Annotated in this window: 21 protein-coding genes and 2 pseudogenes; 3 read left to right on the top strand and 20 right to left on the bottom strand. The window is 42.0% G+C overall.

The genetic code is table 11. The features are described from left to right. Positions 1 to 18 precede the first annotated feature (18 nt). Positions 19 to 318, bottom strand: coding sequence for an FAD-binding domain-containing protein (locus V7L20_RS16925; RefSeq protein WP_334745203.1), 300 nt, complete (start codon positions 316 to 318; stop codon positions 19 to 21). Positions 319 to 415: 97 nt separating this feature from the next. Between V7L20_RS16925 and V7L20_RS32690 the strand changes: the two are divergent. Together V7L20_RS32690 and V7L20_RS16920 are read left to right on the top strand one after the other, a co-directional pair. After that, a pseudogene (locus V7L20_RS32690) lies at positions 416 to 931 on the top strand (IS1 family transposase); the annotation flags it as partial. Between the two features lie 108 nt (positions 932 to 1039). After that, positions 1040 to 1483 (top strand): hypothetical protein, encoded by a 444-nt coding sequence (locus V7L20_RS16920; RefSeq protein ID WP_334745192.1) that lies wholly within the window; start codon positions 1040 to 1042, stop codon positions 1481 to 1483. Here V7L20_RS16920 and V7L20_RS32685 read toward each other — a convergent pair. The 18 genes and pseudogenes from V7L20_RS32685 to V7L20_RS16835 all read right to left on the bottom strand — a co-directional run. Further along, positions 1470 to 1850, bottom strand: a pseudogene (locus V7L20_RS32685) (IS982 family transposase); the annotation flags it as partial. The gene V7L20_RS16920 and the pseudogene V7L20_RS32685 sit on opposite strands and share 14 nt — an antisense overlap. Continuing rightward, positions 1786 to 2553: a DUF4158 domain-containing protein gene (locus tag V7L20_RS16915; RefSeq protein ID WP_334745202.1), complete on the bottom strand. Its 768-nt coding sequence runs from the start codon at positions 2551 to 2553 to the stop codon at positions 1786 to 1788. The pseudogene V7L20_RS32685 and the gene V7L20_RS16915, both read right to left, overlap by 65 nt. A 101-nt stretch (positions 2554 to 2654) precedes the next feature. After that, positions 2655 to 2870 carry a transcriptional regulator gene (locus V7L20_RS16910; protein ID WP_334745191.1) on the bottom strand — a complete coding sequence of 72 codons (216 nt, stop codon included), beginning with the start codon at positions 2868 to 2870 and terminating at the stop codon, positions 2655 to 2657. Between the two features lie 9 nt (positions 2871 to 2879). Beyond that, complete coding sequence (locus V7L20_RS16905; protein WP_334745190.1) at positions 2880 to 3464, bottom strand: hypothetical protein; 585 nt, start codon at positions 3462 to 3464, stop codon at positions 2880 to 2882. A gap of 303 nt (positions 3465 to 3767) precedes the next feature. After that, positions 3768 to 5492 carry a tetratricopeptide repeat protein gene (locus tag V7L20_RS16900; RefSeq protein ID WP_334745189.1) on the bottom strand — a complete coding sequence of 575 codons (1725 nt, stop codon included), beginning with the start codon at positions 5490 to 5492 and terminating at the stop codon, positions 3768 to 3770. Positions 5493 to 5539: 47 nt separating this feature from the next. Further along, entirely contained in the window at positions 5540 to 8347 is a 2808-nt protein-coding gene (locus V7L20_RS16895) for a COG1470 family protein (RefSeq protein ID WP_334745188.1), read from the bottom strand. 33 nt (positions 8348 to 8380) lie between these two features. Beyond that, positions 8381 to 10531 carry a hypothetical protein gene (locus V7L20_RS16890; protein ID WP_334745187.1) on the bottom strand — a complete coding sequence of 717 codons (2151 nt, stop codon included), beginning with the start codon at positions 10529 to 10531 and terminating at the stop codon, positions 8381 to 8383. Positions 10532 to 10681: 150 nt separating this feature from the next. Continuing rightward, positions 10682 to 11941 (bottom strand): DUF4159 domain-containing protein, encoded by a 1260-nt coding sequence (locus tag V7L20_RS16885; protein WP_334745186.1) that lies wholly within the window; start codon positions 11939 to 11941, stop codon positions 10682 to 10684. A gap of 109 nt (positions 11942 to 12050) precedes the next feature. Next, positions 12051 to 13100, bottom strand: coding sequence for a phage tail protein (locus V7L20_RS16880; protein ID WP_334745185.1), 1050 nt, complete (start codon positions 13098 to 13100; stop codon positions 12051 to 12053). 21 nt (positions 13101 to 13121) lie between these two features. After that, entirely contained in the window at positions 13122 to 15329 is a 2208-nt protein-coding gene (locus V7L20_RS16875) for a putative baseplate assembly protein (RefSeq protein WP_334745184.1), read from the bottom strand. Between the two features lie 2 nt (positions 15330 to 15331). Continuing rightward, complete coding sequence (locus V7L20_RS16870) at positions 15332 to 15745, bottom strand: GPW/gp25 family protein (RefSeq protein ID WP_334745183.1); 414 nt, start codon at positions 15743 to 15745, stop codon at positions 15332 to 15334. Between the two features lie 191 nt (positions 15746 to 15936). Next, on the bottom strand, positions 15937 to 16227 hold the full coding sequence (locus V7L20_RS16865; RefSeq protein WP_334745182.1) for a PAAR domain-containing protein: 291 nt from the start codon (positions 16225 to 16227) through the stop codon (positions 15937 to 15939). Between the two features lie 134 nt (positions 16228 to 16361). Beyond that, positions 16362 to 18437, bottom strand: coding sequence for a VgrG-related protein (locus tag V7L20_RS16860; protein WP_334745181.1), 2076 nt, complete (start codon positions 18435 to 18437; stop codon positions 16362 to 16364). Positions 18438 to 18490: 53 nt separating this feature from the next. After that, positions 18491 to 19003 (bottom strand): CIS tube protein, encoded by a 513-nt coding sequence (locus tag V7L20_RS16855; RefSeq protein ID WP_334745180.1) that lies wholly within the window; start codon positions 19001 to 19003, stop codon positions 18491 to 18493. Between the two features lie 45 nt (positions 19004 to 19048). After that, positions 19049 to 19858, bottom strand: coding sequence for a hypothetical protein (locus tag V7L20_RS16850; RefSeq protein ID WP_334745179.1), 810 nt, complete (start codon positions 19856 to 19858; stop codon positions 19049 to 19051). A gap of 3 nt (positions 19859 to 19861) precedes the next feature. Next, on the bottom strand, positions 19862 to 20437 hold the full coding sequence (locus tag V7L20_RS16845; protein ID WP_334745178.1) for a phage tail protein: 576 nt from the start codon (positions 20435 to 20437) through the stop codon (positions 19862 to 19864). A gap of 24 nt (positions 20438 to 20461) precedes the next feature. After that, positions 20462 to 20647, bottom strand: a complete 186-nt coding sequence (locus tag V7L20_RS16840) for a hypothetical protein (protein ID WP_334745177.1) — start codon at positions 20645 to 20647, stop codon at positions 20462 to 20464. 162 nt (positions 20648 to 20809) lie between these two features. After that, positions 20810 to 23152, bottom strand: a complete 2343-nt coding sequence (locus tag V7L20_RS16835) for a substrate-binding domain-containing protein (protein ID WP_334745176.1) — start codon at positions 23150 to 23152, stop codon at positions 20810 to 20812. Positions 23153 to 23504: 352 nt separating this feature from the next. Between V7L20_RS16835 and V7L20_RS16830 the strand changes: the two genes are divergently transcribed. Next, entirely contained in the window at positions 23505 to 23714 is a 210-nt protein-coding gene (locus V7L20_RS16830) for a Nif11-like leader peptide family natural product precursor (protein WP_334745175.1), read from the top strand. A gap of 91 nt (positions 23715 to 23805) precedes the next feature. Here V7L20_RS16830 and V7L20_RS16825 read toward each other — a convergent pair whose 3' ends face one another. Next, complete coding sequence (locus V7L20_RS16825) at positions 23806 to 24543, bottom strand: transposase (protein ID WP_334745174.1); 738 nt, start codon at positions 24541 to 24543, stop codon at positions 23806 to 23808. Positions 24544 to 24644: the final 101 nt, after the last annotated feature.

Raw genomic sequence — 24644 nt, 5'->3', positions numbered from 1 at the left:
TAAAACGTCCGGATGTTCCTATGTTTGTCGCTTAATTGTTTGGCGCGCGGCGCGGTGTAACCGCGCCATTGCTTGTGACAGTTGCGTAAGTCCTGTTTTTAGTTGCCGCATACTGGCATCTACCAGGGGAAAGCCTGTTAACCCTTCTTGCCAAGCATGAAATAGTTCTTGCTTTTGTGGTGGGAACTCTAGGGGTGTATACCATTCATCAAATTCTGGATAACGGTTTTTGTAAGCTATTTCTGGATAAAAATAAAGACGCTGTGTAAAACTATCATGCCAGCCAGCGCAAACATTGAGCGAGTAAAGAAAGTACAGACGACGCTCGCAGACTCGCTCTAAGCGTTCGCGTAGCGTCTGGTAGAGAAGCTATGCCGTTGGCGCAGCCTCTCGTAGAGAAGGCTTTACGCTTCGCTATCATACGACTGTAATAAATTGGGTGAGAACTCTGGGAAATACCTTGCCTAATTCACCTGAATATAATCAAATACCAGAAATTACTCAAGTTGATCAACTCGAAACTTTTGTAGGTAAAAAAAAACACTCATTGGTTGTGGACAGCAGTTGTAGGAGCATAATCCGGGAGTTATAGCTTGGGTTTTAAAAGACCGCAGTTCCAAAACATTTAAGCTTTTGTGGCAAATTATAAGCTGTTGGCATCCTTATTTTTATGTGACACGAGGCTCCGCAGTTTACCCTGGTTTTATCAGCAATGAAGATTATATTGTTAGTAAGACTTATATGAGACTCGTGATCTGCGAAAATAGCCGTTTTAGGCATTATTTGGCAAGACTACATCGGAAAACATGAGTGTTACTCCAAGTCCGAGGAAATGCTTAAGCTATCTATTCGATTAGTAATACATTATCTCAAATACGGTTCCGTAGTGCTGTGGGCGCTACGCGCCCGCAAGCTTGAGACAATCGCATGATTCATACTTGGATTCAGCAACGCCCAATTTAAAAATGAAAGTACACTTGTAAACTCAGTACGTAGAACTATTCATAACTTTTTCTGCCAGAAGATAGGCAATGAGGAATTGATTGCAACACTAAGATGGTTCATCTTTCAGGAATATGATATAAGTTTAACAACTAAGAATTTAGCAAGCTGCCCAGTTTGCAGAAATACAGGTATTCCCCTTCACCTAGAAAAAATGACCAATGACTATACTTTTTTCTGTAATCATTGCGGCACTGAAATTTTTTTAACAGATGTATTCAGGCTACATGAAGCTATTGATGAAGAGTTAGGCGCTGGAGGTATTTTAGGATATTTGATGACTACGTTAGAGCAGATTATCCTAGTTCACTTCATTCGACTCATCCTTAAAATAAAGCCAGCTTTGCTGGAAGAAATTTTGTTTGTTAAGGATGGCCCGCTTGCCTTTTTCGAACAAACAGCAAATATGCACAGCCCAATGCGATCGCTTGTCAACTTTTTATTTAAATATCACAATTTCTACCTAAATCTTCTGACTTAATTAACTTCACATTAAAGATACGAATGTTATCGCACATTGGCACTGGAAAAAAGTCTAAAAGATATTCGGTAGAATCACTAGTTTTTTTTAGTATCATTCCCACTTGATGAAAGAGGTCATTCATTAACATCGAAATACCGTGTAATCGCCTGTTAAATCGTGATTTATCTAACATGTTTGATATGAAATTATGGTCTTTCATATAGTTACAAGCTTTGCAATGATTGCCATTGAAAAACATTGCCACAATTATCCCCGTTGTAGCGATTTCTGCATCGCTCATCTCTCTGCGACAATCTTCATCATGACCAATGGCTTTCAACAAGTCGTCGATGATAGTATAAACGGTAATTATTTCGTTTAGCATATTCCCCTCCATTTTTTCTGCTTGGAGGGGATTTTATTATGAAAAGTCGCCCGACACGCCTGTGCCAAGCGTAGGCCCAGAAGTAACAAGCAACTTGGGTCAATAGTAACTTTTCTAAAGCAACAATTTGTTGTTTCGACGGGAGTTTAGATAAAATATTCCACAAACGATTGGCTGCTCGTTCCCTAACAGATGCAACTAACCGCGCCAGAACACTTACACCTGGTAAAAGAATTTTTCTTTCTACCAGTCGAGCAGTAGTTAGGTCAAATAAAAGACTTTGAGATTCCGTACCAAGGCTAGACCTTTGATACAACCAACGTACCAATTTCCAATGGCATGGTTGAGCATGAAAATCTTGGTAAAAGTAGCGTTGTTTGATTAATGTCGTATGCTCCCATCTGGTTTCTGAACTGCCGTAACGTGACAAACAAGTTATATCATTGATCCCTAATTGTTTGGCTAAAAACTCAATCGCAACTGTTGGTACATCGGTCAGGTCAGTTAAAAACGTACCTAAAAAACGCACCCTACATAATTGTAACGCCAAACCCAAACGGTTATGATTGCCGCGTCGAGAGTTGATTAACTTAAAGTCTACATTATCTAGATAAAAGTACTTTGCCAATTGTTCGGGTGACGGTTCTCCCGCATAGCAACCATATCTTTTTTCTTGTTCTTCACTTAAAAATTCAACGAGTATTTATGTAACAATTAACACCATACTATTTATTGTCAAAATATAATTCCTCATTTTTTTGTTCTAAATAGTACGATATTTTTAACGAAAAACGGGGATAACACTTAATATAAATCGCCCCCACGAGCGAAAATTTCTATCACTTCGCTTCTGGTTACTTGATTTTTGTTTCCTATTTCCAGCAGTTTTTCCCATGCTTCATCCGTTAAGCGAATAGACCTTAAACATTTTGGTGAATCCCCATAATCTGTTTCAAATTTACCATCTGATGTACGTGGTTGTCTTTGAGATTTTTGTCTAGTCCCTGAATATTGATCCATATCCGCAAGTTATACATGCCAATGTGATTTTATCATGTATATACATGGCTGAACAGTTAATTTTCCAAGATTTTTTCTTATCCCGGTTTTCTGTTCCATTACTACTCGCACCCCTAAATCAGGCAGATTGGTTAATAAAGACCAAGCTGACTTCTCTTGCTTACCTCGATATTTTCTTTTCCAATAAATGGCTAAATTTAAGCGACCAAAACCTCGTTTTTGAGTAAAATTAACTTCGGAATAAAACTGGCGACACCCTGGATAAATTTCAATGCTATCCAAAGACTGAAATCTTTTACCTCTTTCAGGAAAAGTAGTGTCCTTTTTTTGGCAAAATACAAAACTGAGATGCTGTCTATGTAACCAATCAGCTAATTCTATGCTATGAAACTCTCTGTCTCCAATAATCACTAATTTGTACTTCTTTAACAACCGAATTACTGGGCGTAAAACTTTTTGTTGCTCTTGTAAGTTACTGCACCCATCTTTCTCTAACAAGCACCAATATATTGGCCATGCTATTTTTTGGTAAATTACACTCACCATTAATACGTTGTTTTCTTTCCATTGTGTTCTATCCAGTGCAATAATCACTTGTGACCCGGATTTGATTTGCCTGGCAATCACTTCTTCAATTATGGGAAACTATAGCAGCACTACACTTAGAGCGTTCAAAGTTAAAAACTCATCAAAAGAGTGCAGAGTTCTCTATTGAGTGTTTGAGGGGGTGAGTGGTGGTTGCCGACGGCAATCACCACTCACCCCCCCCTCAGAATGATTATCATTATGGTTTGGATATCAACTTATGATTTTTCTGAGTAATTTATTCCTTGGAAGTCCATAGACACACTACCTTTGATTTTGACACTCTACAGATGTACGGAGCTTATTCAAAAATCAAATAGGATTTCTATAAGGTTTTTTTATTTGGATATTTGGCGGTGTTGGTATCTTTTTTTGTTCTAACTTATGTAGGACAAACTCTTTGTTTTGCTGCGCGACAATATTGTTCCCGTCAATTTTTAAAGCAGCATCAAAACTAGCGATCGCATCAACCTCATTGTTTAATTTCATTAAGGCTATACCTTTACCTACCAAGACACTAGGATCGTTTTCTTTGATAGCATTTGCCCGATTATAAGCTGTCAGCGCTTCTTGATAGCGTTTCAACTCCGATAAAATTACACCTCGGTTATACCATGCCTGAAATAGATCGGGACTGATGCTGACAGCACGATCGCTAGAAGCCAGGGCTTCAGGTTGTCGTCCTAAATACCACAGTACGACGCTGCGGTTTGCCCAGATATCTGCCAGGGTTAGGTTATCGCCTGACTTCGCATCCCCTGCCAGCGCCCGATCGTAAGCTGCTAAGGCCAATGGATACTGTTTTAGAGTTCTGAGGATTCTGGCTCTATTGAACCAACCCATCGAGTAGTTAGGATTTAGTTTTATAGCGCGATCGCTAGAAGCCAAGGCATCTTGAAATCTACCCAAATACCAATGGGCAACGCTGCGATTGTTCCAAGCTTCGGCATAATCAATTTTTAAGCCGATTGCCCGTTCAATCGAAGCTAGGGCTTCTTCGTATTTACCATCACCAATTAGCGCATTCCCTCTCTGGTTCCAGGCAATAGCCGGGGTGAAATCCCCCCAGTTACCATCGCCAAGCAGCGCTTTATCACAGGCAGCGAGGGCATCTTTATAATTGCCAACCCGATTTAAGGCTGTACACTGATTGGCTAAAGCTAGAGAGTAATCGGGTTTAATTTTTAATGCCCACTCATAAGAAAGAAGTGCTTGACTATACTTTCCTAAAATCCCTAGCACAAAGCCATGTTCTGCCCAGGTAGAGGCATCATCAATCTTAATGGCGATCGCTTGGTTGTATGAGGCGAGGGCGGCTTCATACTTGCCTGACTTTCGTAGATTCAATCCTTTGTTGTACCAAGCCAGTGCTGGTGTGGCTTTGCCCCAATTTTTGTTAATTTTCAGCGCCAACTCGCAAGCTGCGATCGCTTGTTTGTATTTACCTAATTTCGAGAAAGCAAGGCATAGGCTAGTCATGGCTAAAGAAAAATCGGGGTTAACAACTAGGGCGTGATCGTAAGCCATGATCGCATCTTCAAGTTTGCCCGATTTTTCTAAAGCTGCGCCCTTGAGATACCAACCTAATGCTGCTGTTTCTTTACCCCAATTGCCATCTCCTTGCAGGGCGCGATCGCAAGCTGCACTCGCTTCTTCATATTTACCCAATCCAGAAAAAGCTTGGCAGAGGTAAACCCAAGCTAATGAATAATCAGCTTTGAAATTAATCGCCCTATTAGCAGAAACAATTGCCTCTGGGTACTTGCCTAAATTCAGTAGTGGTTCAATCCGCGCCGTCCAAATTTTCGGATTTTTGGGATTCAATCCGAGAGCGCGATCGCAAGCTGCGATCGCATCGGTATATTTGTTTTCACTGCCAAGCAAATCGCACAAACTCGCCCAGTAATCAAAGTCTTTTAACTCCTCTTGAGCTAATACCGATTCATTGTGACAAAAATTAACAACTAAAACAGACAAGAGCCAAAATAAAAAAGCCTTACCTTTGATCTTTTCTTTAGTTAAACTAATCAATTTCAATATATTTTTCATTATCTAGCCAAAAGTTAGAATTTTTTCTAATTTTGTTAATCAAATTTAGGTGGTAATTCAGAGGGAGAAAGCAAATCTGGTTCCGAAGGTGTAGGCGAACCGACAGTAGGAGGCGGTGCTGCGCCAGAATTAGGCGCTGGCTGCGAGCTTGAGTTTGCATCTGATGCCCCAGCTTTCCCTCCTGGGGGTGTTGGCGGCACTGTACTTGCCGCGCTTGGTGACGTGGGAACCAGCAAAGTTGGCTGTTTCAGCGATTGCGGCAAAGCAAAAGTTTTAATTGTTGGTGGTGCAAGAATTGGCAAAGCGAAAGTTTCGATTGTTACAGATCTAGTAATTGGTTCGACAGTTGAACTTTTGACTTGCAGTGTCATCGTGAAACTACCCGCCTTGTCACCAAGGGGATAAGATGCCCTACCCGATAAAGGCACACTTCCAGGTGCAGGCAGTAGCTCTACTTTCACATCTTTTCCACCTTCTACCTTCCAAGATATATTCATATTTTTCGCTGCATTTACACCACCAATTGGGATTAAATATTTTGCTGAAGCATCTTTACCATTAACCTTAAATTCCACAATTTGAGGTGGCTGAGGTTTAATCTGAATATTATCTATTCTTTTCAAATCAGAAGGTTTTTCTTGCCATTTTTGCGATGAAACTATCAATGTAAATGTATAATTTCCCCTGTCTTTAATTCCTGTATGAACATTTTTACAGATTAACGTATCTCCTATTTTGCAGAATTGCTTAAGGTTACGGTCAACTCCTTGGCTAAAGTCATATAATTTAACTGGAATATTAGTCCCATCAACTGCTTTAGCAATAATATTTAGTTGATTGACCTGTTCTGGATTACTAATTTTCCAATTCAATAAAATACTATTATTTATATTTGTAAACTGATTTTTTTTGCTTTTCGCTACTTTAACAATAGGTCTGGGATTTAATATCGCTTCTTCATATATTGGTTGAGCAGAACTAAATTCAATGATTTTTGGTATGGGTAATGGGGCAATTTTTATGGGATTGGTCTTCAATGAATCCGCTACTGTTTCTTTGTTCTTTTTAGAAAAAACTTTGAGATCAAAAATATATTCCCCTGCAAGACTTGCATCTGTACGCACATTCTGACAAATTAGTACTGAGCGGAAACTGCAAAATTCTTTGAGTTCATCAGGTAGACCTTGCTTAAAGTCGTAAACTATCGGCGCTACAGAAGCAGTACCGTCAGCTGACTGACCCGTTATAGTCAATAGATAAATTTGCTGCGGATTGCGGATTTGCCAATTTAGGCGAATGAAGTCATTATTAACTTCTTGATATAAATTGTTTGCAGAAGCAAATTCCACAATTTTGGGTTGAGCAGGCGGTTTAAAAAATATCCACCAAATCAAGAAAGCGATCGCTACTAGAGTTGCGACTCCTGCTATAAATAAAGGCAGGAACTGCCACCAAGGGCGCGGCTCCCAAATTAAAGTTCCTTGAGGAATATAATTAGGCACCGGCAACTGCTCGGTATCTTCAAGTTCAACTCGAAACTCGATTAGCTCCGGCGCTCCGTAGATAGGTCTGCGCCACCATTTATTAGGTTTGACCCGTAAATCAATATTAGTTGAACTTTTTGGCAATAAGCGCACCCAATTTGGCTCTACAGTGTAAGTGCAAAGCTCCTTTTCATCAGCAGTTTGTGTACGGATAAAAACTTCCCGCGTTGTGTTGCCAGCATTGCTCAACTTTAGCTGAAATATACCTTCCTGATTTCTTACCCTGCTTCTTAATATCAAGAATTCTGCATTTATCAGATAAACCGGAAGAACTTGCAAATACACAACATCCAGCAGTATCAAATATGGATTGTTGGTAGAATACAACCGGACGGTCGGAAAATAAGTTCCAGCGACAGCATCAAACGGGGGAGTAAGCAGCAATAGGATATCACCCCTAGCGCCTGGATTGAGGTCTAAGGAATGCGGGGCTATCGTCATCCCGATTTGTTCCAATCCTTGGGGATATATGACCTTATACCAACTTTCTAGGATGTCTGGGCAAGTGATGTGAAAACGGTCTACCCGGTCAGAGCGGTTATAAACGCTGACATTTACAGAAAACGATTCTCCCGATCGCACAGCAGCAGGTGTTTGAGAAGTCGTGACTGGTTGCAGCGTAAAGGTAGGATCATTAACTAGAACGGCACTTTCAACTGGGAGCAAAACTTGCAGTCGCTGCAAGTGCGGTATAGGAGTATCTTCTGGGTAGTGCTGTGGTGCATCGACTACAAGAGTGTAATTGTATATACCTAATAACGTTTGCACAGGCACCTGAAACTCGAAGATTACTTCGCTACTACTGTTCGAGTCTAAAGCTAACCGCTTGTTAGGTTCAGCACACCATTGGCGCACGGTATGAGAGCTTTCATCAAGAAAGAGATCAATCAAGGCGCTTTGATTTCCTTTGTTGATAACAGTGACGCAGAGTTCAAAGGTAGACCCAGCGACAACTGTTTGAGCGCCAGAAGGATTGACTATCAGCGCTAAAGGCAAACCTGGAGATAGTTGAGCAGTAACGTCTTCGCTGGAAGTTTGGTGGCGAAAGCGAATTCTGTAGCTTGGTTCGCCTTCCCCTGACAACAACTGAAGAAAACTGCGTTGTAGTAAATAGTCAAGCATGGTGAAGGTAACTTCCTTATCTTCACCGATATAAGCTGCCACTTCAGACAAGCTGACTGCTTCTGCTGTTTGCAGCATCCATAGCACAATCTGCCGCTCAGAATCAGGCAGCGCCAGAATATCAGCCATCTCTAGGCTGCTGACTTGTTGATTGCTTTGGCGCTCTGCCGTCGTCATTTTTACCTTCCTTTGACTCTGACGCTTATAATCTTACTTACAGCCCGTATCGCTTTGTAAAGTAGTATTAATTCTCACTTGTTTATCATCACCGCCACTGAGCACAAAGACATCTTTGCCTTGTCTTTTGAGATCGACACTGTTGATTCGTTTTTTAGACTTAGCCAGCTCTTGACCATTGGCAAATTGGGGGTGGCGCTTGCCGCCAACACTTAAAGGCCAGAGCATCACCCGCCCGTCATCTCCCCCACTAGCTAAGTAGCAACCATTTCTATTTAGAGCCACAGAGCGCACTGGCTTGTTGCCATGACCGTTACCCCAGCGATCAACAATGGTACACTTAACATCCTTGCTCAAGCATTTATCCAGATTCCACAAGGTAATATATCCCTGAGTATCGGCTGTTGCCATTAAATTTGGCTTATAAGCGGCAACTGTTAAACTTTGAATGTAGTCGTCTTTGCTGCCTTCCTGATAAGGCAAGGAACGGACTTTATCAGCTGCAAAATCCCACATCCGCAATTGGTTGAAGCGACCGCCAATCATGAGACTTTTATTTGCTTTTCCGGCTAGAGCCAGAGCATAGACCGCGAAATCGAATTTTTTTTGTTTAAAAGGCGAGTTATTAACACTGACGTTGTTTTCCAGGTTGCTTTGGACATCCCACTGCAAAACTAAACCGCTACCGTGACCGCTAAACAAAAAGCGCGAGTCTTTAGTAAACTCTAGAGCAAATACGCGATCATCTTTGCGAAATAAGAAAGAATCTATAGGTTTGTTGCCATCACCAGCCAGATTAAATAACCTGATCTCGCCATTTTCTAATCCTGCCGCTAAAAGATTATTGTCCACCGGGCGATAGCGAACCACCCGCACTGCTTTGCCGAGGTCGCCCAAGTTACCCTGGAATTGGTTAATCAGTGGATTGAGGAAACCTCCACTGTCCCACTTAATTATTTTGTTGTCATTACCCCCACTCACCACCTTGTCCCCCATTCCATTGAATTGCACAGAAGTGACAGGAGCGTTGTGACCGAAAAAGGGGTTATCAGGATTCAGCCAGGAACAAGCCCAAGCTAGTGCAAGCAAGCCTGCACCTATCAATAGTTGCATCCAAATCGGCAAAACGGGCAGCACATTCAGTTTTAGAAATTGGGTATCGTTGCGGATATCTATGTCCGTTTCTGACGCACTAGCCTTGACCTCAAACTGCAATTTCTTGCTTCCCCCCCACCAGTGCCTGCGCTTGTTTATCACTAGCTGCAATTCTGTAGTTTCGCCAGGAGAGACCTGGGCCTTCTCTGGAATAAGTTCCCAAGTGCTTTTGCGCTGTCCGGCTTCTGGTTGTACCTGCACCGTTACATCCGGTTTGAAATTGCTGGCATTGTCAAATTTGAGTATGTAGATGGCAGAGTGGCACTTCCACTTAAGTACCCACCACGCTGAAGCTGATGGCGGCATTTGCTGTTCTTCAGGTATGCAGCTAAACTCTACAAACCCTTTAGGCAGAACTCTGATGATTCCAGTCGCACTAGATAAAGGGCCGTCAATTAGGTTAGCTTCAATAGTGAAGGGATATGCCTGACTGGGAACTTGGCTAGGAATTGGCAGTTGGCATGAGAAAGTTGTCTCTGCTTTACCTCCAGGTGGAATTTGCAAGCGTCTTTCGCTACCGTCAACCAACCATTTCATACCTACACCCAAAAAACTGAGGACGACATTAGCTGTTAGTTGGCTTGGATTGTAGACACTAACAGGAATTTCTAGCAAATAGCTAGGAAAAACCTGAAATTGTGCTACAGGCAGAGTCAATTTTACAGGTGTAAGTTCTTTGCTTTGTTCTATAACCAGACGTACTACTTCTCTTGTTTCTTCTCCCAGTTCCAATGAGAAAATTCGCACAGTTAGGTTCATGATGCCAGTAAATCCTGGAACTGGACTATCCGTGATCATAGTAGTAAATCGCGTGCTATCGCCTGGTGGTTTTTTGGCACTTACTTCTGGCGAAAGACTGTACCAACGAAGACCGGGAATTACCTCAGCACCAGCAGCGATAATCTCTAATTGAAATGCAGCGAAGCGATCGCTGTCATTTGTCACAGTTATGTTAAAAGAGGCAGGCGCTCCACCTGGCTTAAATTTAATAACCTGTTCTGAAATTGTTGTACTAATACTATTTGCCATTACCAATATACCCAACGCGCCTGGAACTCAAGATAATTAACTTTATTTCTTATATGTGGGCTGTTATATTCATATATTCAACGTGATTCACGGAATATTTAATTAATAGTTTGCTTGGTGAATATTGCAATATTTTTTTTAATGTCAGTATTAAATATTAAATTTATTAAATACACTCTCATCTGTACGAAGTTGGAAACTGGATGCGGCAATTTGAGTGCCAGCATTTAGTAGTTGCATTATTTGTCGTCGTTTCCAACTGAAATGTAAAATATTAATTCCCATCTCTTGAGCAGCGCGGATAGTTTCTCGCGATAATAAAAGCGCATCATCTAATCCCCATGCAGATGAAAGGTTGCCGACTACTAAAATTATGCCGCCACCGTATCCTAGATTAATCTGTTTTTGATTCACACTAGGTAAGGCAGCAAATAAAAAAGGTTCTGTCCGCAAAGGATGATTGAGTTTCATCTTTTTTACATCTTGTAAAGGAGTTCCTAACTGTTCTGCCAAGTCTAAGATGCTGGCAATTGTGGAATCTCCATTGTTTGGAGTATCTATTAATAAAACGCCTCCTGAATCTAAATAATTTTTAAGGATTGCAAACTTTAACTGGTCTAAAGAAAATGCTTCGCAAGTTGCAAGAAATAGTAAATCGCAAACTTCTATTTGAGAATCAATATCTTTAATTTCCAAGTTGATTGACCCAATTTGTTGAGCATTCAATGCTGGGTAAAGACTGGAAACAGATCGGAGTAAATAAGAAAGATTGTCAGCACTGCGCTCTGTTACTGCACTATTGGCGATTTGGGCAACACGCACAGTTGCTTGGGGTCGCGATCGCACCTGGTGGCGATATCGCAAATCTAGCTGGTTAGGACCAGGGAAAAACACATCTGCGGGATTTTCCAACTCTACTTTTCCAGGTGAGAGCAAAATCCGGCACAATTCTACTTCTGTTTCTCCTGGGGGGGTGAGCTTCTCGTCAATACGAAAAGTTTCTTGGAGAATGTCAGAGGTTGCTTTCCGGCGCAACCTTTCTGGGTCTACGTAACTAAGGACCAAATATACAGTCAGTGATTCTTCTTGCTGTGCTTGGGTGGCAATGCGATAAGTTTCTGGCTGCGGCACAATAATCGGGTTGCCAACTATATCAATAGCAATACCAGGTTGAATTTGTACCCAACGGCGATCGCGATAATTTGCTGGAACTTCTGCCAAAGCAGATATCAAGCGCACCCCCAACCCAGAAACAATTCCTGGTTGATTGAGAGATTGATAATGAATATTTTGGCGCTGACGGTGGTATTCATGAGCTATTCGCCAGTGATCGGCGTTGATCAGTAATCCGTCAGTAACCAGCAAGCGTTCGAGAATCTTAGTCGGCGGTAAGGGAAATTGTTCAGTCATGCGATTTTAGATTTTAGATTTTAGACTTCGGCTTCTCTACGAGACGCTGCGCGAACGCTCAGTCGAACGATTTTGGATTGGCCCGACGAATTTAGTCTGTAGGCAACTCCTAATTGCTTTGTTCAATGAAGAGGTCATATGTGCAAAAAGCTGGTTTTTCTCGTTCAATCACCTCTCGCACCAAACTTGGATCTACCTGCTTACCTGGATCGAGACGCAGGTGGACAATGAAGTGATAGGGACGCCCACCCCCCAACAGCGAGTTTTCTCCAAGGCGCGTTCCTTTTAAAACAAAGCCTTCACTAAAGATTTCCTCAATACTGATATGCTTTTGAGCTTCAGGCAGATGCTCATCTAAGGGCAAGTCTGTATAAAGATGCAGGTATAACCGCAAACCGCGACGTGTACCCCGCCAACGGTAAAGCTCTAAAGCTTGACCAATCAGATAACGCTGGCGCATAACACTCCAGCGAGAGTCTATCGGCCAACCTACCCAATAAGCTAGAAACGGCAGCAATGCTTCTGGAGCGGTTAACGGATCTAGATAAGCCGATAAGCTATCTAGAATTTCCACTGTCGGTTCAAATGCCTGTTCAAAAATGTGCAGAAAGCGATCGATAAAATCTGCTTCGCGGTAGATGCTTGGCAAGAAATCGAGGTACAGGCTGCGCGGTCGCACATGTAAGCTGAAGCTTGCAGTTTCTAACCCTTGCTGATCGCTATTTATCTCTGTATAGCTAACATCAATTCGGCTACGATAATCGAGAACTAAAGACTGGTCAGCAGCTAAAGACGAATCTGACTCAAAGAAATTTTCTGGCACCCGGAAGTATAGCAATGCATAAATCTCCTGACCAGGCGCAATTGTCTGCCCTTCCAGATGGGTCCGACACCAAAAAGCTGGAAAATTCCCTTGACTTTCTAGGTGCAATTCCAACAGCCGAGTTCCCAGATTTTTAATTTTTACTACCATTTCACTGGGTTCTCCGGGGTACAAAACCAAGGAGTTACTAGCAGGGGTATGTTCATGGGGCAGAGACACTTTGCGATCGTGCCTTAGGAGCTCGGCTCCTCCTATCCCCGTTGATATAGCTGTTTCGGGGATCTGCATGGGAGTAAGTTGCAGATATAAGGAAGAACTAGAGCGGGCTTGGGACATTTTCAGGTATTAGATTTCAGGTTAAATCAAGTTAATAATGTGACCGGAGCGGAGTTGGGCGTTCTGCCAGGAGCAAACTAAACCCAATGGCCCAGGATCGATGACTGGATTTTGCGGCAGCGATCGCACCCAGTTTGTACCTTGTTTGCGTAACTCGAACAACTGGACTACGCCCAAGTAGCGAACCCCAGAAATTTGCTGGAACAAAGTCACAATATCTGAAGGATAAACGGGCCGACCAAATGGCCAGCCTTTGCCTTCTGGTCCCCCAGTCAGGGGATTGAGAAAGCGGTAAAGGGCAACTTGCAATTTTGAAAGGATTTCTTGTTGGGCGCGAGAATTACTATATTCTGGCTCTAGCGCTACTTCAGTTTGTACTGCCACTCCCACATACTCTGGTGCTTGCAAGCGTACCTGCACCCCCAATAATCGCCGCTCATTGAGATAGGCAAAAATTTGCTCGGTCAGTTGGGAGCTGAGGGCAAATTGCTCTGGCTCCATACCTAGACCGCGAGTAATTCCATCTGTATTCGCTTGCGGTAATAGCAGCAGGCGCACTATACCAGCTTCGCTGCTGGCTTTGGCAGGCAAGCAACGGGCACGGACAATAGCGCCGCTAGATGCTTTAATGGCTAAAGCTTCAAAATCTTCAGGAGTAACAGCGCGATTGCGAGTGCGAAGCATTGCTGGCACTCGGATTGCTGCTTCTTCTAAAGATTCTGTATTCTTCCCGTTGCGTCCGGGTTTATAGTTGACAACGCTGGCAACGTAAGGCACAGAATTTTTCAAAACTCTGATTGAGCCAATTTGGACATTTCCTTTCACACCGCCGCCAACACGATAGGCAACCATACTAATCAAGGAACTTCTAGGCGGTACAGCTCCATATTGCCGCTCTAAAGAGTTAACTATTTCCTCACCTATTCCTGAGTTGAGCAGGCGTTCTCTTATAGCTGGTTCTGTCATTTGGAATCTGGCACGCAATAGCGTCTGCTGCTGAATTTGACTCGGCTCACGAATCAATGGGCCAAATTGCACGGTTCCGGTGCGCGAGTCAATGATGTAGTGGCGGTCTTGAGGACCTGAATTTGCAAAATCCGTCACCTCGTGCCATCTTTGAGGCATTTCCCCAGGCGGAGTAACTAGGATGTATTCTATTTCTCGTCGCTCCAGAACAGGAAAACCCATTAACTGAAATGTTTGCCCAGGTTTGCCATTGCTTTCTCCCAGAGGCTCATTGGCGATTAATTCGCTTTGACTTGCTGCCACACTGCCGCCAATAGAGCGCACAGAGAGGCCGACAATTCGAGGAGAGCTAATGTAGCCTGATTGATTGGGTAATGGGTCAGTATAAATGCAGCGCAGCCAGCGACCCTGATAAGTTAAAAACTGGGTCACCGGCCAGAACTGGGGCATATGCAGCACGATATCTGCACCTTGTAGCGGATTGCCACCAGCACGAGCTATCTCGCTGAAACTGAAACCTTTAGTGCGATCGTCTGTTTCTCGCAGTAAAACTGGTTCCCAATAACTGCCATTCCAAGCTTCCCAGCGACGCGGCGGTGCTTCTGGGTTGATGCCAGTAGATGTGGCGGCTTCTCCCTTAAATTTAACTGCAATGACATTGCCGTTAATCGGCTGTCCTGGATCGAACACTAGATAAAAGCAATTGCCAATATGGGGTTGTTCGTTAAAGAATGCTAGCTCTCTGCCGCTCCACTGGCCATCAGAACTGAGTGTCCACAATCCAGTAAAGCGATCCCGCAATATTTGCGGAAAATTCTCTGCAATCTGTGCCGTGAGAAAATGACGAATGCTGGGATTGCCAATTTCTAACTGGCGATCAGTGCTAAAGACGATCGCTTCTTCGGTTTCTGTTCGTAGTGTTGCTACTTCTGTTCCTTCAGGAATCGTATAAGTCTCAGGCAGAGCCGCACTTAGATAAAAAGTAACGTCAGTTCTTGCGGGTACAGGTGCTTGCAAGCGAATTCCTAGTAACTCCAAAAAAGCAACATAATTGCGTCTGGGAACTTGATTGAACCGCAGCATCATTTGGTCTGTTAACCAAGCAAATAGTTCAATCAGGGTAATTCCAGGGTCACTGGGGTTGTAATTTGTCCATTCAGGACAGTAACGAGGAATGCGGAGAATGCACTCTTGTACTAAGTCCTTAAAAGTGCGATCGTCTAAATCCGACTTCGGTAACTTGGGTAGAAAATCAAATTCCATGATTACTTCCCTCGCGGCAACAAATAAAAGGGATAGACCAAACTACGAGCATCATGGCTTCCCTTGGGGTGATATTCCAAAATAATCTCTACTCGCTCCTGAACTGGATCAGGTTCAGTACGCACTGCATCGACAACAATACGCGGCTCCCAAATTTTCAAAGCCTCCTGAACATGGAGTCGCAGCAGCAGTAAAGTTTGAGTATTCATCGGTGCGAAAGTTAATTCTGAAAGACGCGACCCAAAGTTAGGCCGATAGACCCGTTCGCCTAATTGCGTACCCAGGATCAACCAAATAGATTCCTCAATATTTCGCTCTGCTGAACTAAGTTGGATACTTCCCTGTACATTCACCCGTAATGGAAATGACCATCCTGTACCCAGGTGGGATTGTCGATTATTAGTTGCATCTGGCATGCAAGTCACTCTGATGCCTAACTGTGCGTTTACTCTACTGTAGAGTAACTGTCAAGACTATTAGCCAAAGGTCGAGTTATAACAACGGAAAGAAACGTTAGACAGATATAGGTTGCAACCTTGTAGCAAAAAACCTATGCCTTCTGTTGTTGTCCTAACCCAATTGGTTTTTAAAAGCTACTTAAGGCGCATTAAGGTGCAACTAACACCGTTACCCCGCTTGCAATCACAGGCAAGGATATTGCCACTGGTATTGGTGGAGTCACTCCTACAGCCATAGTCCCCATGTGCGCTACGGGACGTCCGCAAGCAAGAACAGTCACAGAACAAGGCATAGTTAATACCCCAGTGGCAATTGTTGGCCCTGCTACCGCATCTCCCATACAAGCTATAGGTCTTCCCATAACTAGGACATTTGGTGCTCCAGGGCCAATTATCGGACTGCCACCAGCTAGATCCCCTAATAGTGCGACTGGTAACATTAAAATCTTCCTTTTGCTAATTGTAAATTGATAGATTTAAACGTTCATTATGTATTGCATTTTGCTACTCAGCTATTAGCCATTAGTAGGTATACGCTCTATATTGCTATCTCATAATAAAAGTAAAAAGTCTTTTAACAATTAAGTCGAATCAAAGGTGCTGTAACGCTAGCAGTGATAGCTGCCATTAGAGCAGCAGTAGCTCCAGACTGAAGTGACATTGCGCCTCCAGCTTTCATACTTGCAGTGCCCGCAGCTTGAAAATCTAATATTCCTCCTGCCTGAGCGCTGACTTTGGCTGGAGTTAGCATCTCAATACCACTGGGGGCAATTTTTATACTGCTAGGGCCTGATTCTAATTTAATTTCCATAGGCGCTTTTATACTAATTGTTTGAAGTGCATCTACGCTAATACTATTGCTTGTATCACTCATAGTTATTTTTTGACCGTTATTGGTTTGAATTTCAATTTTTTTATTAATATCATCCATCGTTATTTGATGACCGCCATTCGTTTGAATTTTTATCTTTTTATTTTGGTCATCCATCAGCATTTGATGACTACCAGTTGTTTGAATTTCAATCTTATTATTTTTATCGTCTAAACGCACATAATGACCGTCTGTAGTTTTAGTTTCCACAAACTTATCACTATCATTCATGTGAAATTTATGAGCTTTTGTTGTCTCCATGTAACAGCCAGATTTACTGCTATCTTTATCTTCTTCCACAAATTGCAGTTTATGACCTAAGCGAGTTTTAAATGTTCTGAGGCGTACTTTACCATCAGCAACTGATTTTTCTACAGTTTCTGGTGGTGTATCCTTACCGTTCCAAACTCCCCCAATTACATAAGGGCGATGAATGTCGCCATGCTCAAAAGTTACCAGTACTTCGTCATTCACCTCTGGCAGGCAGTCAAAGCCGCGATCGCTTGCTGCTCCTGTTCCCACGACTCTCGCCCAATTGCTTTCATGTTCTTCAGTCAGAGTCGGAAACTTTACCTTTACTCTACCCCATTTTTGGGGGTCGTTATTGTTAGTAACAATGCCCACTAAAGGAGTTTGACCTGGTTGCAAATTACTTTGGGTAACGCGAGGTAACCAATTATTTCCTCGCAAACCTCGGACGGTAAATTCTGTCGTGTAACTACCTTCTTGATATAAGTGACGGGTCTGGGTAACGTAATAGCTTCCGTTGTATTTGCCCATTCCATCTAGTTTTACAACTTTTCCTGTTCGCAATAGAGGATTGCCTTCACCTTTAGCATCGGCATGAACGAATTCTCCAGCAATTTCGTTACATACACCTTGGGCGATCGCATCTGCTTCATCAACAGTTGAAACCGGGCGATCAACGATGATCATTGTCGGCAAACTCGGCTTACCGCTAAAGCTGTCACTAGTACTACTACCTTTACCAAAATCTATTTCTGTAACTACTTGAGGCGCATTTTTATTAGAAACAATTACTTGCTTTTGGCTGTAGTCCCAAGCTCGGACTTGGACGGAATTTATTTGTTCGGCACTTGTAACACGTACTGCCAAACTGTGAATATTTTTTAACCATTTGAGGTTTAAAGTATCCCCTGCTATAGGTTTGCGAAAGTGCAGTTTGTTATCTTGTACGAAAAGCTCAAAGCCAATTCTGGCTGCCCTCTCGTGTAAAAATTCCATATTAGTCTGATTTTTCTGGAAAATATATCCAGGAGGATCGTCAAAACCGTGAGGACCGCTACTATCATCAACAGTGCCGATAGATATTCCCACTTCCCCAGCAATTTTTTTGGCAATATCGCTGTCTTTAGCATTCTGAAAAGAGCGATTCAAGCGCCCCCGATGCAAGCGGTGAGATGTATCATAACCGCGAATAATTAGGGGTGCTTGGGATTCACTATTGAACTGAGTTTCTATAGCTGTGATTTCCCCTTGGAGAATGTAGCCTTGCTCCTGCTGCGAAAATTCTTGTGCTTGTGTAATGCTAGATTTAAAACCAATTTTTACTGATTTCCCAATTGCAAATAAGTCTTGGTAACGCCAAGCTGAATCCTCTTCTCGACCAGGAAAGTAATCGTTGCGAATGACTAAAGTAAACATTCCAGGTTGATGCAGGCTTTCTTCAACAGATATTTGGAGAATATCCTCAAGTAATTCCGAGGAAGCATCGCTGTCATCAATCTGCAACATTGGTTCTGCAATATAAGTTCCCATTACAATCTCTTTTAACCTAGTTTTTATTTGATGTTAATTTTTAATAGCTGCCTCTATCTTCGGCTATCTCCACGATTCACATTTGCCGGAGTACCCATACCAGGTTGAGAAATTGATTCATCTACTTCTTCTAAAGTCAAATCTAGCTTGGCTCGTACTGGTGTACCGTCAGGCAGAAACATCATTAAGCTGTAGCTAATGTTGGTGACAAAGCAACGTATGTACTTTTGATCTCCCCAAGTAAATACATATATAGGTGGGCGTTTCTCGTTGCCGTCTCCGGCTTGAGCGAAGTCAATGGCTTTTTGAAATTTGCTGATGTAAGTTAATACGCTGGTGCCATCTTCATACGTATCGAAAAATATATCTCTGATGTTAAGTGTACAAGGTTCTGGATGGGCAAAAGTCACTTTTGGCAATCCTCTACCAGTTCTTGCTCCGGGATTCTTGTTTAAACTAATCGTTTGCCCAAAATCTAGCTGGATGGGGTTGAACATAAATTCGATATCTTCGATCCCTTGATCGCAGGCGATCAGTTTGGCTTTAACCAGACTAGAAGGTGACATACAATTTTCCTTTAGAAAACTTTTGCAGCATTTGTAAGAAAGTCTTTACCAAGGCAGTCGGCCTGAAGAGAATTGACTGTGAAATGGCTCTATCAGTAATTGCTGTTGAATAAAGGCATAAACTTCTTTAGCTAGAAGCTCTAAATTACGTTGGTCTGGTTTTTGCGAAGAGCGATGTAAAGAAGTAATTTGCTGAGTAAAAGTTTCCGTTTGCTGTTGAGGAGTTATTACAGTTTTAGTTGGTGGCTGATTTAACAAATAGGGATTTGCTGAGATGTGACCTTGATTTCCGATATCTGCGCTATCAACCTTGCCTAATAAGTCAGTAATGCTTGACCAAGCTTCTGGTGCTGTGGTATAAGTGGATAATTTTAAGTTGGGCTTGGTTTCCTGCCGACTGCTAAAAACAGGTATGGGAGAATAAGGTAAGCGATCGCCCGGTACAATCTTAACCGTCTTCTGGTCAGTCTGCGCTAAATTTTTTTTAGTAGCAGGTTGCATCTGGAGAAAGTCAGATTCCATAACCAAAGGACTGAGGAGGGCTAAATTTTGCAAAACTTGAGGTAATTGTGGTAGTTCTAACTCTAGTTTGACTTCAATTGCTCTTTCTTGAGATTGTGCAACTGCCGGGATTATCCTCTCTGAGGATTGAGATTTCGATGTGGATGCGGCGATCGTGATATTTTCCAGGATTTCACCACAAACCAATTCTATAGGAACGATTTGTATTTGCAGCCAATTTTGGCCTAGTATGCTAGCTGGCAGTAAGGGAGCTTTGATACCCAGAGGTTCTAATAATTTCGTCTCTCCTTCAGACTTACCACCTATGGGTTTATAATTGAATGCTTCTCTCATATTTTAGTAACTAGTGAAATATCCCTTATCGTCGCGTCCGTCCGTAAGAATAGAAGCACCACTGCCGCTAGAATTTGATTGCTGATTACTGATCTTTAATCCTTCATAGATTAAAGTTAATTCTTCAATTGCTCCAGTGCTGCTATCTACATTTAAGGACGGGGCTTTCCACCCAACAGGAACTGCACCAATAAGTGTCCAACGCTGCATAGTTTCCCCCGCTTGATTGAAGAGCAAAATATTGACATTGCGGCGGTTTTTAGTGCTGCTAACATTGTTGCGACTGGGATCTTTTTGGGTTAATATTTGCTCTAGCCAATACCAAAAAACCAGATCGTTAGTAATGCCGCGTTTGAGTGTAACGGGCGAAAATTTGGCTTGACCTAAAAAAACCCGTTGCTGATCGTTAACACCACCTTCATATTGAGTTTTGTATTCCAAGTCCACACCCAAACCGGAACACTCAATAAAACAGGCAGTAATACTACTTTCTATTTCTACATAAAAGCGATTCGCTGTAACGTAGTTAAGTTCGCGGGTGTTATTGCCATTTTTTTCAGATTTGTTGTTGGCTGGCATTGTTAGCTGAAAATGATGCAAACATTAAAACAATCTTGTGTAGTTTTTGGTGGTTTCGCTTTGGCTGTGCATATCTGACTGCATCAGTTGATAAACCCGTTGGCTGATCTGCCGCAGTAACTGTGGATCGCGGAGTACTTGATCTGCTAACTCAGACAGAATAGTTAGGTCATCTTGGCGATCGCTGCCTTGGGAAGAATTCTTGACCATAAAGAAACACTTAGATTGACTGTTAGTATAGAAAGATAGGTTCGTTTTTGATATTAGACAAAGGTCGAAGTTATTACAAAGGGAACAGGGAAAGGCTACTACAATCTTCCTTAACCCAAGCGTATTGAGTTATAGATAGCACACGTTTCATTTCTAGAGAAATCAATTTTTAGCTAAAGGTTGCAACGGTATCAGTCCTGTTTTGCTAAGAAGTTCCTGGCTTTCTCTAGTCTTAAGGATATTAGCAAACTTGGCACCAACAGCAGAACGTCTATTATCTCGTGCATAGACTACAGTAATCGGATACGCCAAGAGATATTTTCCTGTACTAAAAAGCTGTAAATTAGGATAATAGCTACCTTTGTTATTGCACAAGTCTGTAGTTGGATTTATTGGTAAGCCGTTATTTTGGACAATAGATTGAATAGGCTCTCCTTGATTTACTATAGCTAGAGGATAAGCAGAACATTGACCAAAAACTTTGCTGAGTGTCCCAAATGCAATTCCACCAACTCCATCATCCTCAAAATCTTTAATCACCCTTGTTAAAGTAGCAAAAGTAGACAATTGAGTAATTGGTGAAGCTAGTATATTTTTAGATGAATTAGTTTCTTTCTTACTGTTTTGCCACAAACTTTTAAAAGTATCAATAGATGCTTGGTCTTTGAGTACGCGCTGCTCAAATATTTGCAATGCTTCAGTTTCAGTTGGGATATATAGTTTAACTGGTAAATCCGGGCCTCCAAGTTCTCGCCAATTTTCGATTTGTCCTGTATATAATTTACGTAATTGCTCAAATGTAATTTTTCCCTTCAAGGCGTTAGGAAGACTTTCTTGCCTTTTGGAATAGCTGAAGTTAACGAACACTACTAAGCCATCGTAAGCAAATTCTTTATAAGTTAAGTCATCACTTTGCTTATCGACTAAGGTTGTGATAGCAAAGTCAGTTTTTCCTGCACGGACTTGTTTAATAACTGCATCCTTAGTGGCAGATGAATTGGCTATATGATCAATAGGTTCATAAATCAGTTGCGATTTTCGCAGACGTTTTTGCAGTTCTCTTTCTAAAGTTTCGTCTTTAGCAATTAGATTTGAATTTTGCAGTACATAAGTCCAGGTTCCGTCTGCTTCACCTGTATAATTAAATCTGCCATTAGGCAGTGGCGGCGCGTCCTTAATACAGCAAACAAGAAAGTCGCTTTCAGTTGTCTCCTTAGCGGATAATTTCGAGGCTAAAAACCAAATTAGTCCTCCGAACAAGAGCAAGCTAAGAGTAGCACCAAAAATGATTAAGGGAGTACGATAAAATCTAACTTGTTCTGGCTTTTCCTCTTCTACTATCAAAGAATTAATTGCAATTTGCTTTTCTGGTGACAGTTTCAATAAGGCTTGGCGGGCAGCGCTGGCACTTTCAAAAGGAATACCCATCCCAATCAAGCGCAGGATAAATTCTTTGAGTTCAGGGCTGATTGGCGGCCACTGGAGGTAATTTTTGGGGTTAAGAGGTTCTCCAGAAACAGGGTCTACTAGTTTGCCTATAAGTAAATTGAAAGCAACGTGCCCCAATGCTGATAAGTCATCTGCTGGTATTGGTTTGGTTACTAGAGTATTTGGTGAATTAAATAGATTTTCCCAGAGAGCAAGGTCGCAAAGATAGATAAAAAATGATTCTTCATTTATGAGTAGGCTGTGGACATTGAGATTGCCGTGGGCTAATCTTTGTTGGATTTGGCCTGAAGGCAGAGAAAATTTCTGTTCGTGAAGAAATTCCAGTGTTTGTAAAATTTGGTTGAGAACTTGCTGTACTTGGACAGGAGTCATGGGACCATTTAAGCCAAGGTAACTGCTAAGAGTTGGATAAGTATCTAATTTGGTTTTGCTTATCAGGTAGCAGCGTTCTTCAACTAGATTGGTAGGATCGGCGATCGCTTCCCAAGGTAAGATCAAGCGAAAGTCTTGGATTCTGCCGTCAGCTAAATTTAATCCGGCCAAGCTGATAAAAGCGGCTTTGCGCTGAATTAATTCCTCGTTGTTGAAAACTTTTTGCGGCAGTAGATATTCTTTAATCGTTACTAGCTGGTTGTCATCGAGTTGAGTGCCTCGGTATAAACGCCCCATTCCCCGCCTGCCGAGTAAATTTTCAACTGTGTAAGTTCCTCGATTACCTTTGAGTTTGGTTTTTTCTGCTAAGGTGGCTGGGAAACTGCATTTTAGGCAGTACGTAGCTGTTGCATCTGACTGCACTGCTTGTTGAGGGAAAGGGCAGTTTAATGGGTTGCGAGTTTGGCAATGATACTGGATGTAAAGCAGTTCGTATGGAACGACAGCTTCTGTTATTGCAGTTTCTTCTTCAACATTTAGGGGAAATAGTTCTGGTTTGATTTCTTCCAAAATGGGTTTAAGCCATAAAAATCGCCCTAGCAAGTTATAGCGATTCAGCCTTACAGGCGGATTGTGCCTCAGCAAGTAGGCTTTAAGTAAATTTTGGGGAATTTTTGTCGGCACAGAGAAGAAATAAGGTGCTAAAGATTAGAGATAATAGGGGAAATATAGGAATCCGATTTGATTTATGAAAAAATCTAAATATGTGTAGGGGAGCATGTATATTTAATTTTTTATTTTCGCATTTACTATTTATCTTAGCGACTAGACTATAGTCGAATTTTTTTGATAAATTATCCTTAATTTACGCACATAAAGAGCGATCGCCTTAGCCTTTAGGATAGTATATGCTAGATTAAATCAAAATTTAAAGATTTTTAATTGCTAATAATTTAATCTACATATATTATCAAAATAGCTGCAAAATATTGTGCATTTGTAACGGCTGAATAACTAGGAATTAAAATTAAGAATTATGGCGAAAGAAGAAGTAACCAGACTATTCAGATATGCTCAAGCTAATGTATCTTTACGGGAAAAGCTCAACTCAGCACCAAATATAGAAACATTTGTTCAGCTAGCTCAAGACCTTGGCTATAACTTCACAGTTGAAGAATGGAAAGAAGTTACTAGCTTCAGTGTTGAAGAGTTGAAGTCTAAAGTATCTGAAATTCCGGGAATTTAATTTTGATTATTTAACAGGTTGTTTGAAAAGTGGTTGGCTATAAGCGCATTGGATTGTAGTAGGGGCGCAAGGCCTTGCGCCCCTACTGACGTTACCATTTTGAAGCATTATGGGGATGTAATTGATCTATATTCCAAGATATTGGATTTGTCTCCACGTATTCACGAATTTTGTATAATGCTGCCTCATTGCGAATGATGTGTTCGTAGTAATTGCGTTGCCAGATCGGGACTCTTGGTGTCCCTCGCAATAAATTAATTCGCTTTGTGACGGCCATTTTAAACCCAGCAATGAAAGAGCCAAGCGATCGCGGTTTTCGGTTCGGCATATTGGTTGGTAAAGGCGCATCGGATTGTGCCAACCCATTGGATTGTAGGGGCGCATCGGATTGTGCCAACCCATTGGATTGTAGGGGCGCATCGGATTGTGGCAACCCATTGGATTGTAGGGGCGCATCGGATTGTGCCAACCCATTGGATTGTAGGGGCGCAAGGCCTTGCGCCCCTACCGCGTGGTCATTGATCCCAACGTCATGATTGTTTGCCCCAAGGTATGCGACAGGTTCAATAAAAACAATCCCATGAAAATGGTTGGGCATGACAATCCAGGCATCCAATTTAATCTCTTGACGGAGATTAGGCGATCGCTCCCATTCTTCTGCGACAATTTGCCCGAAATCATTTAATTGCATTATCCCATCAACTACCTCACCAAACAAACATTCTCGTTGGTGGCTGCAAATGGTGATAAAATAACGACCAGCAGACGTATAATCGTATTCTTTAAGACGGATCGATTGACGATGATGTTTCTTGCGATCGTATTTCACAGGTTATAAAGATTAATATCGATATTTTTGTATTGTTCCCCGATAATCCCAATTAATTCCTACCAGTAGGGGCGCAAGTAGGGGCGCAAGGCCTTGCGCCC

The sequence above is a fragment of the Nostoc sp. genome (assembly GCF_036916735.1).
In the GTDB taxonomy this organism is placed as follows: Bacteria; Cyanobacteriota; Cyanobacteriia; order Cyanobacteriales; family Nostocaceae; genus Nostoc.
Note: the sequence above shows the minus strand (reverse complement) of the source record. Positions and strands in the feature narration are given on the sequence as shown.

Excerpts from the sequence above, each read along its gene's own strand:
- V7L20_RS16910 (WP_334745191.1), bottom strand. The coding sequence starts at position 2,870 with ATGGATCAATATTCAGGGACTAGACAAAAATCTCAAAGACAACCACGT.
- V7L20_RS16895 (WP_334745188.1), bottom strand. The coding sequence starts at position 8,347 with ATGACGACGGCAGAGCGCCAAAGCAATCAACAAGTCAGCAGCCTAGAG.
- V7L20_RS16890 (WP_334745187.1), bottom strand. The coding sequence starts at position 10,531 with ATGGCAAATAGTATTAGTACAACAATTTCAGAACAGGTTATTAAATTT.
- V7L20_RS16885 (WP_334745186.1), bottom strand. The coding sequence starts at position 11,941 with ATGACTGAACAATTTCCCTTACCGCCGACTAAGATTCTCGAACGCTTG.
- V7L20_RS16880 (WP_334745185.1), bottom strand. The coding sequence starts at position 13,100 with ATGTCCCAAGCCCGCTCTAGTTCTTCCTTATATCTGCAACTTACTCCC.
- V7L20_RS16875 (WP_334745184.1), bottom strand. The coding sequence starts at position 15,329 with ATGGAATTTGATTTTCTACCCAAGTTACCGAAGTCGGATTTAGACGAT.
- V7L20_RS16870 (WP_334745183.1), bottom strand. The coding sequence starts at position 15,745 with ATGCCAGATGCAACTAATAATCGACAATCCCACCTGGGTACAGGATGG.
- V7L20_RS16865 (WP_334745182.1), bottom strand. The coding sequence starts at position 16,227 with ATGTTACCAGTCGCACTATTAGGGGATCTAGCTGGTGGCAGTCCGATA.
- V7L20_RS16860 (WP_334745181.1), bottom strand. The coding sequence starts at position 18,437 with ATGGGAACTTATATTGCAGAACCAATGTTGCAGATTGATGACAGCGAT.
- V7L20_RS16855 (WP_334745180.1), bottom strand. The coding sequence starts at position 19,003 with ATGTCACCTTCTAGTCTGGTTAAAGCCAAACTGATCGCCTGCGATCAA.
- V7L20_RS16850 (WP_334745179.1), bottom strand. The coding sequence starts at position 19,858 with ATGAGAGAAGCATTCAATTATAAACCCATAGGTGGTAAGTCTGAAGGA.
- V7L20_RS16845 (WP_334745178.1), bottom strand. The coding sequence starts at position 20,437 with ATGCCAGCCAACAACAAATCTGAAAAAAATGGCAATAACACCCGCGAA.
- V7L20_RS16840 (WP_334745177.1), bottom strand. The coding sequence starts at position 20,647 with ATGGTCAAGAATTCTTCCCAAGGCAGCGATCGCCAAGATGACCTAACT.
- V7L20_RS16830 (WP_334745175.1), top strand. The coding sequence starts at position 23,505 with ATGGCGAAAGAAGAAGTAACCAGACTATTCAGATATGCTCAAGCTAAT.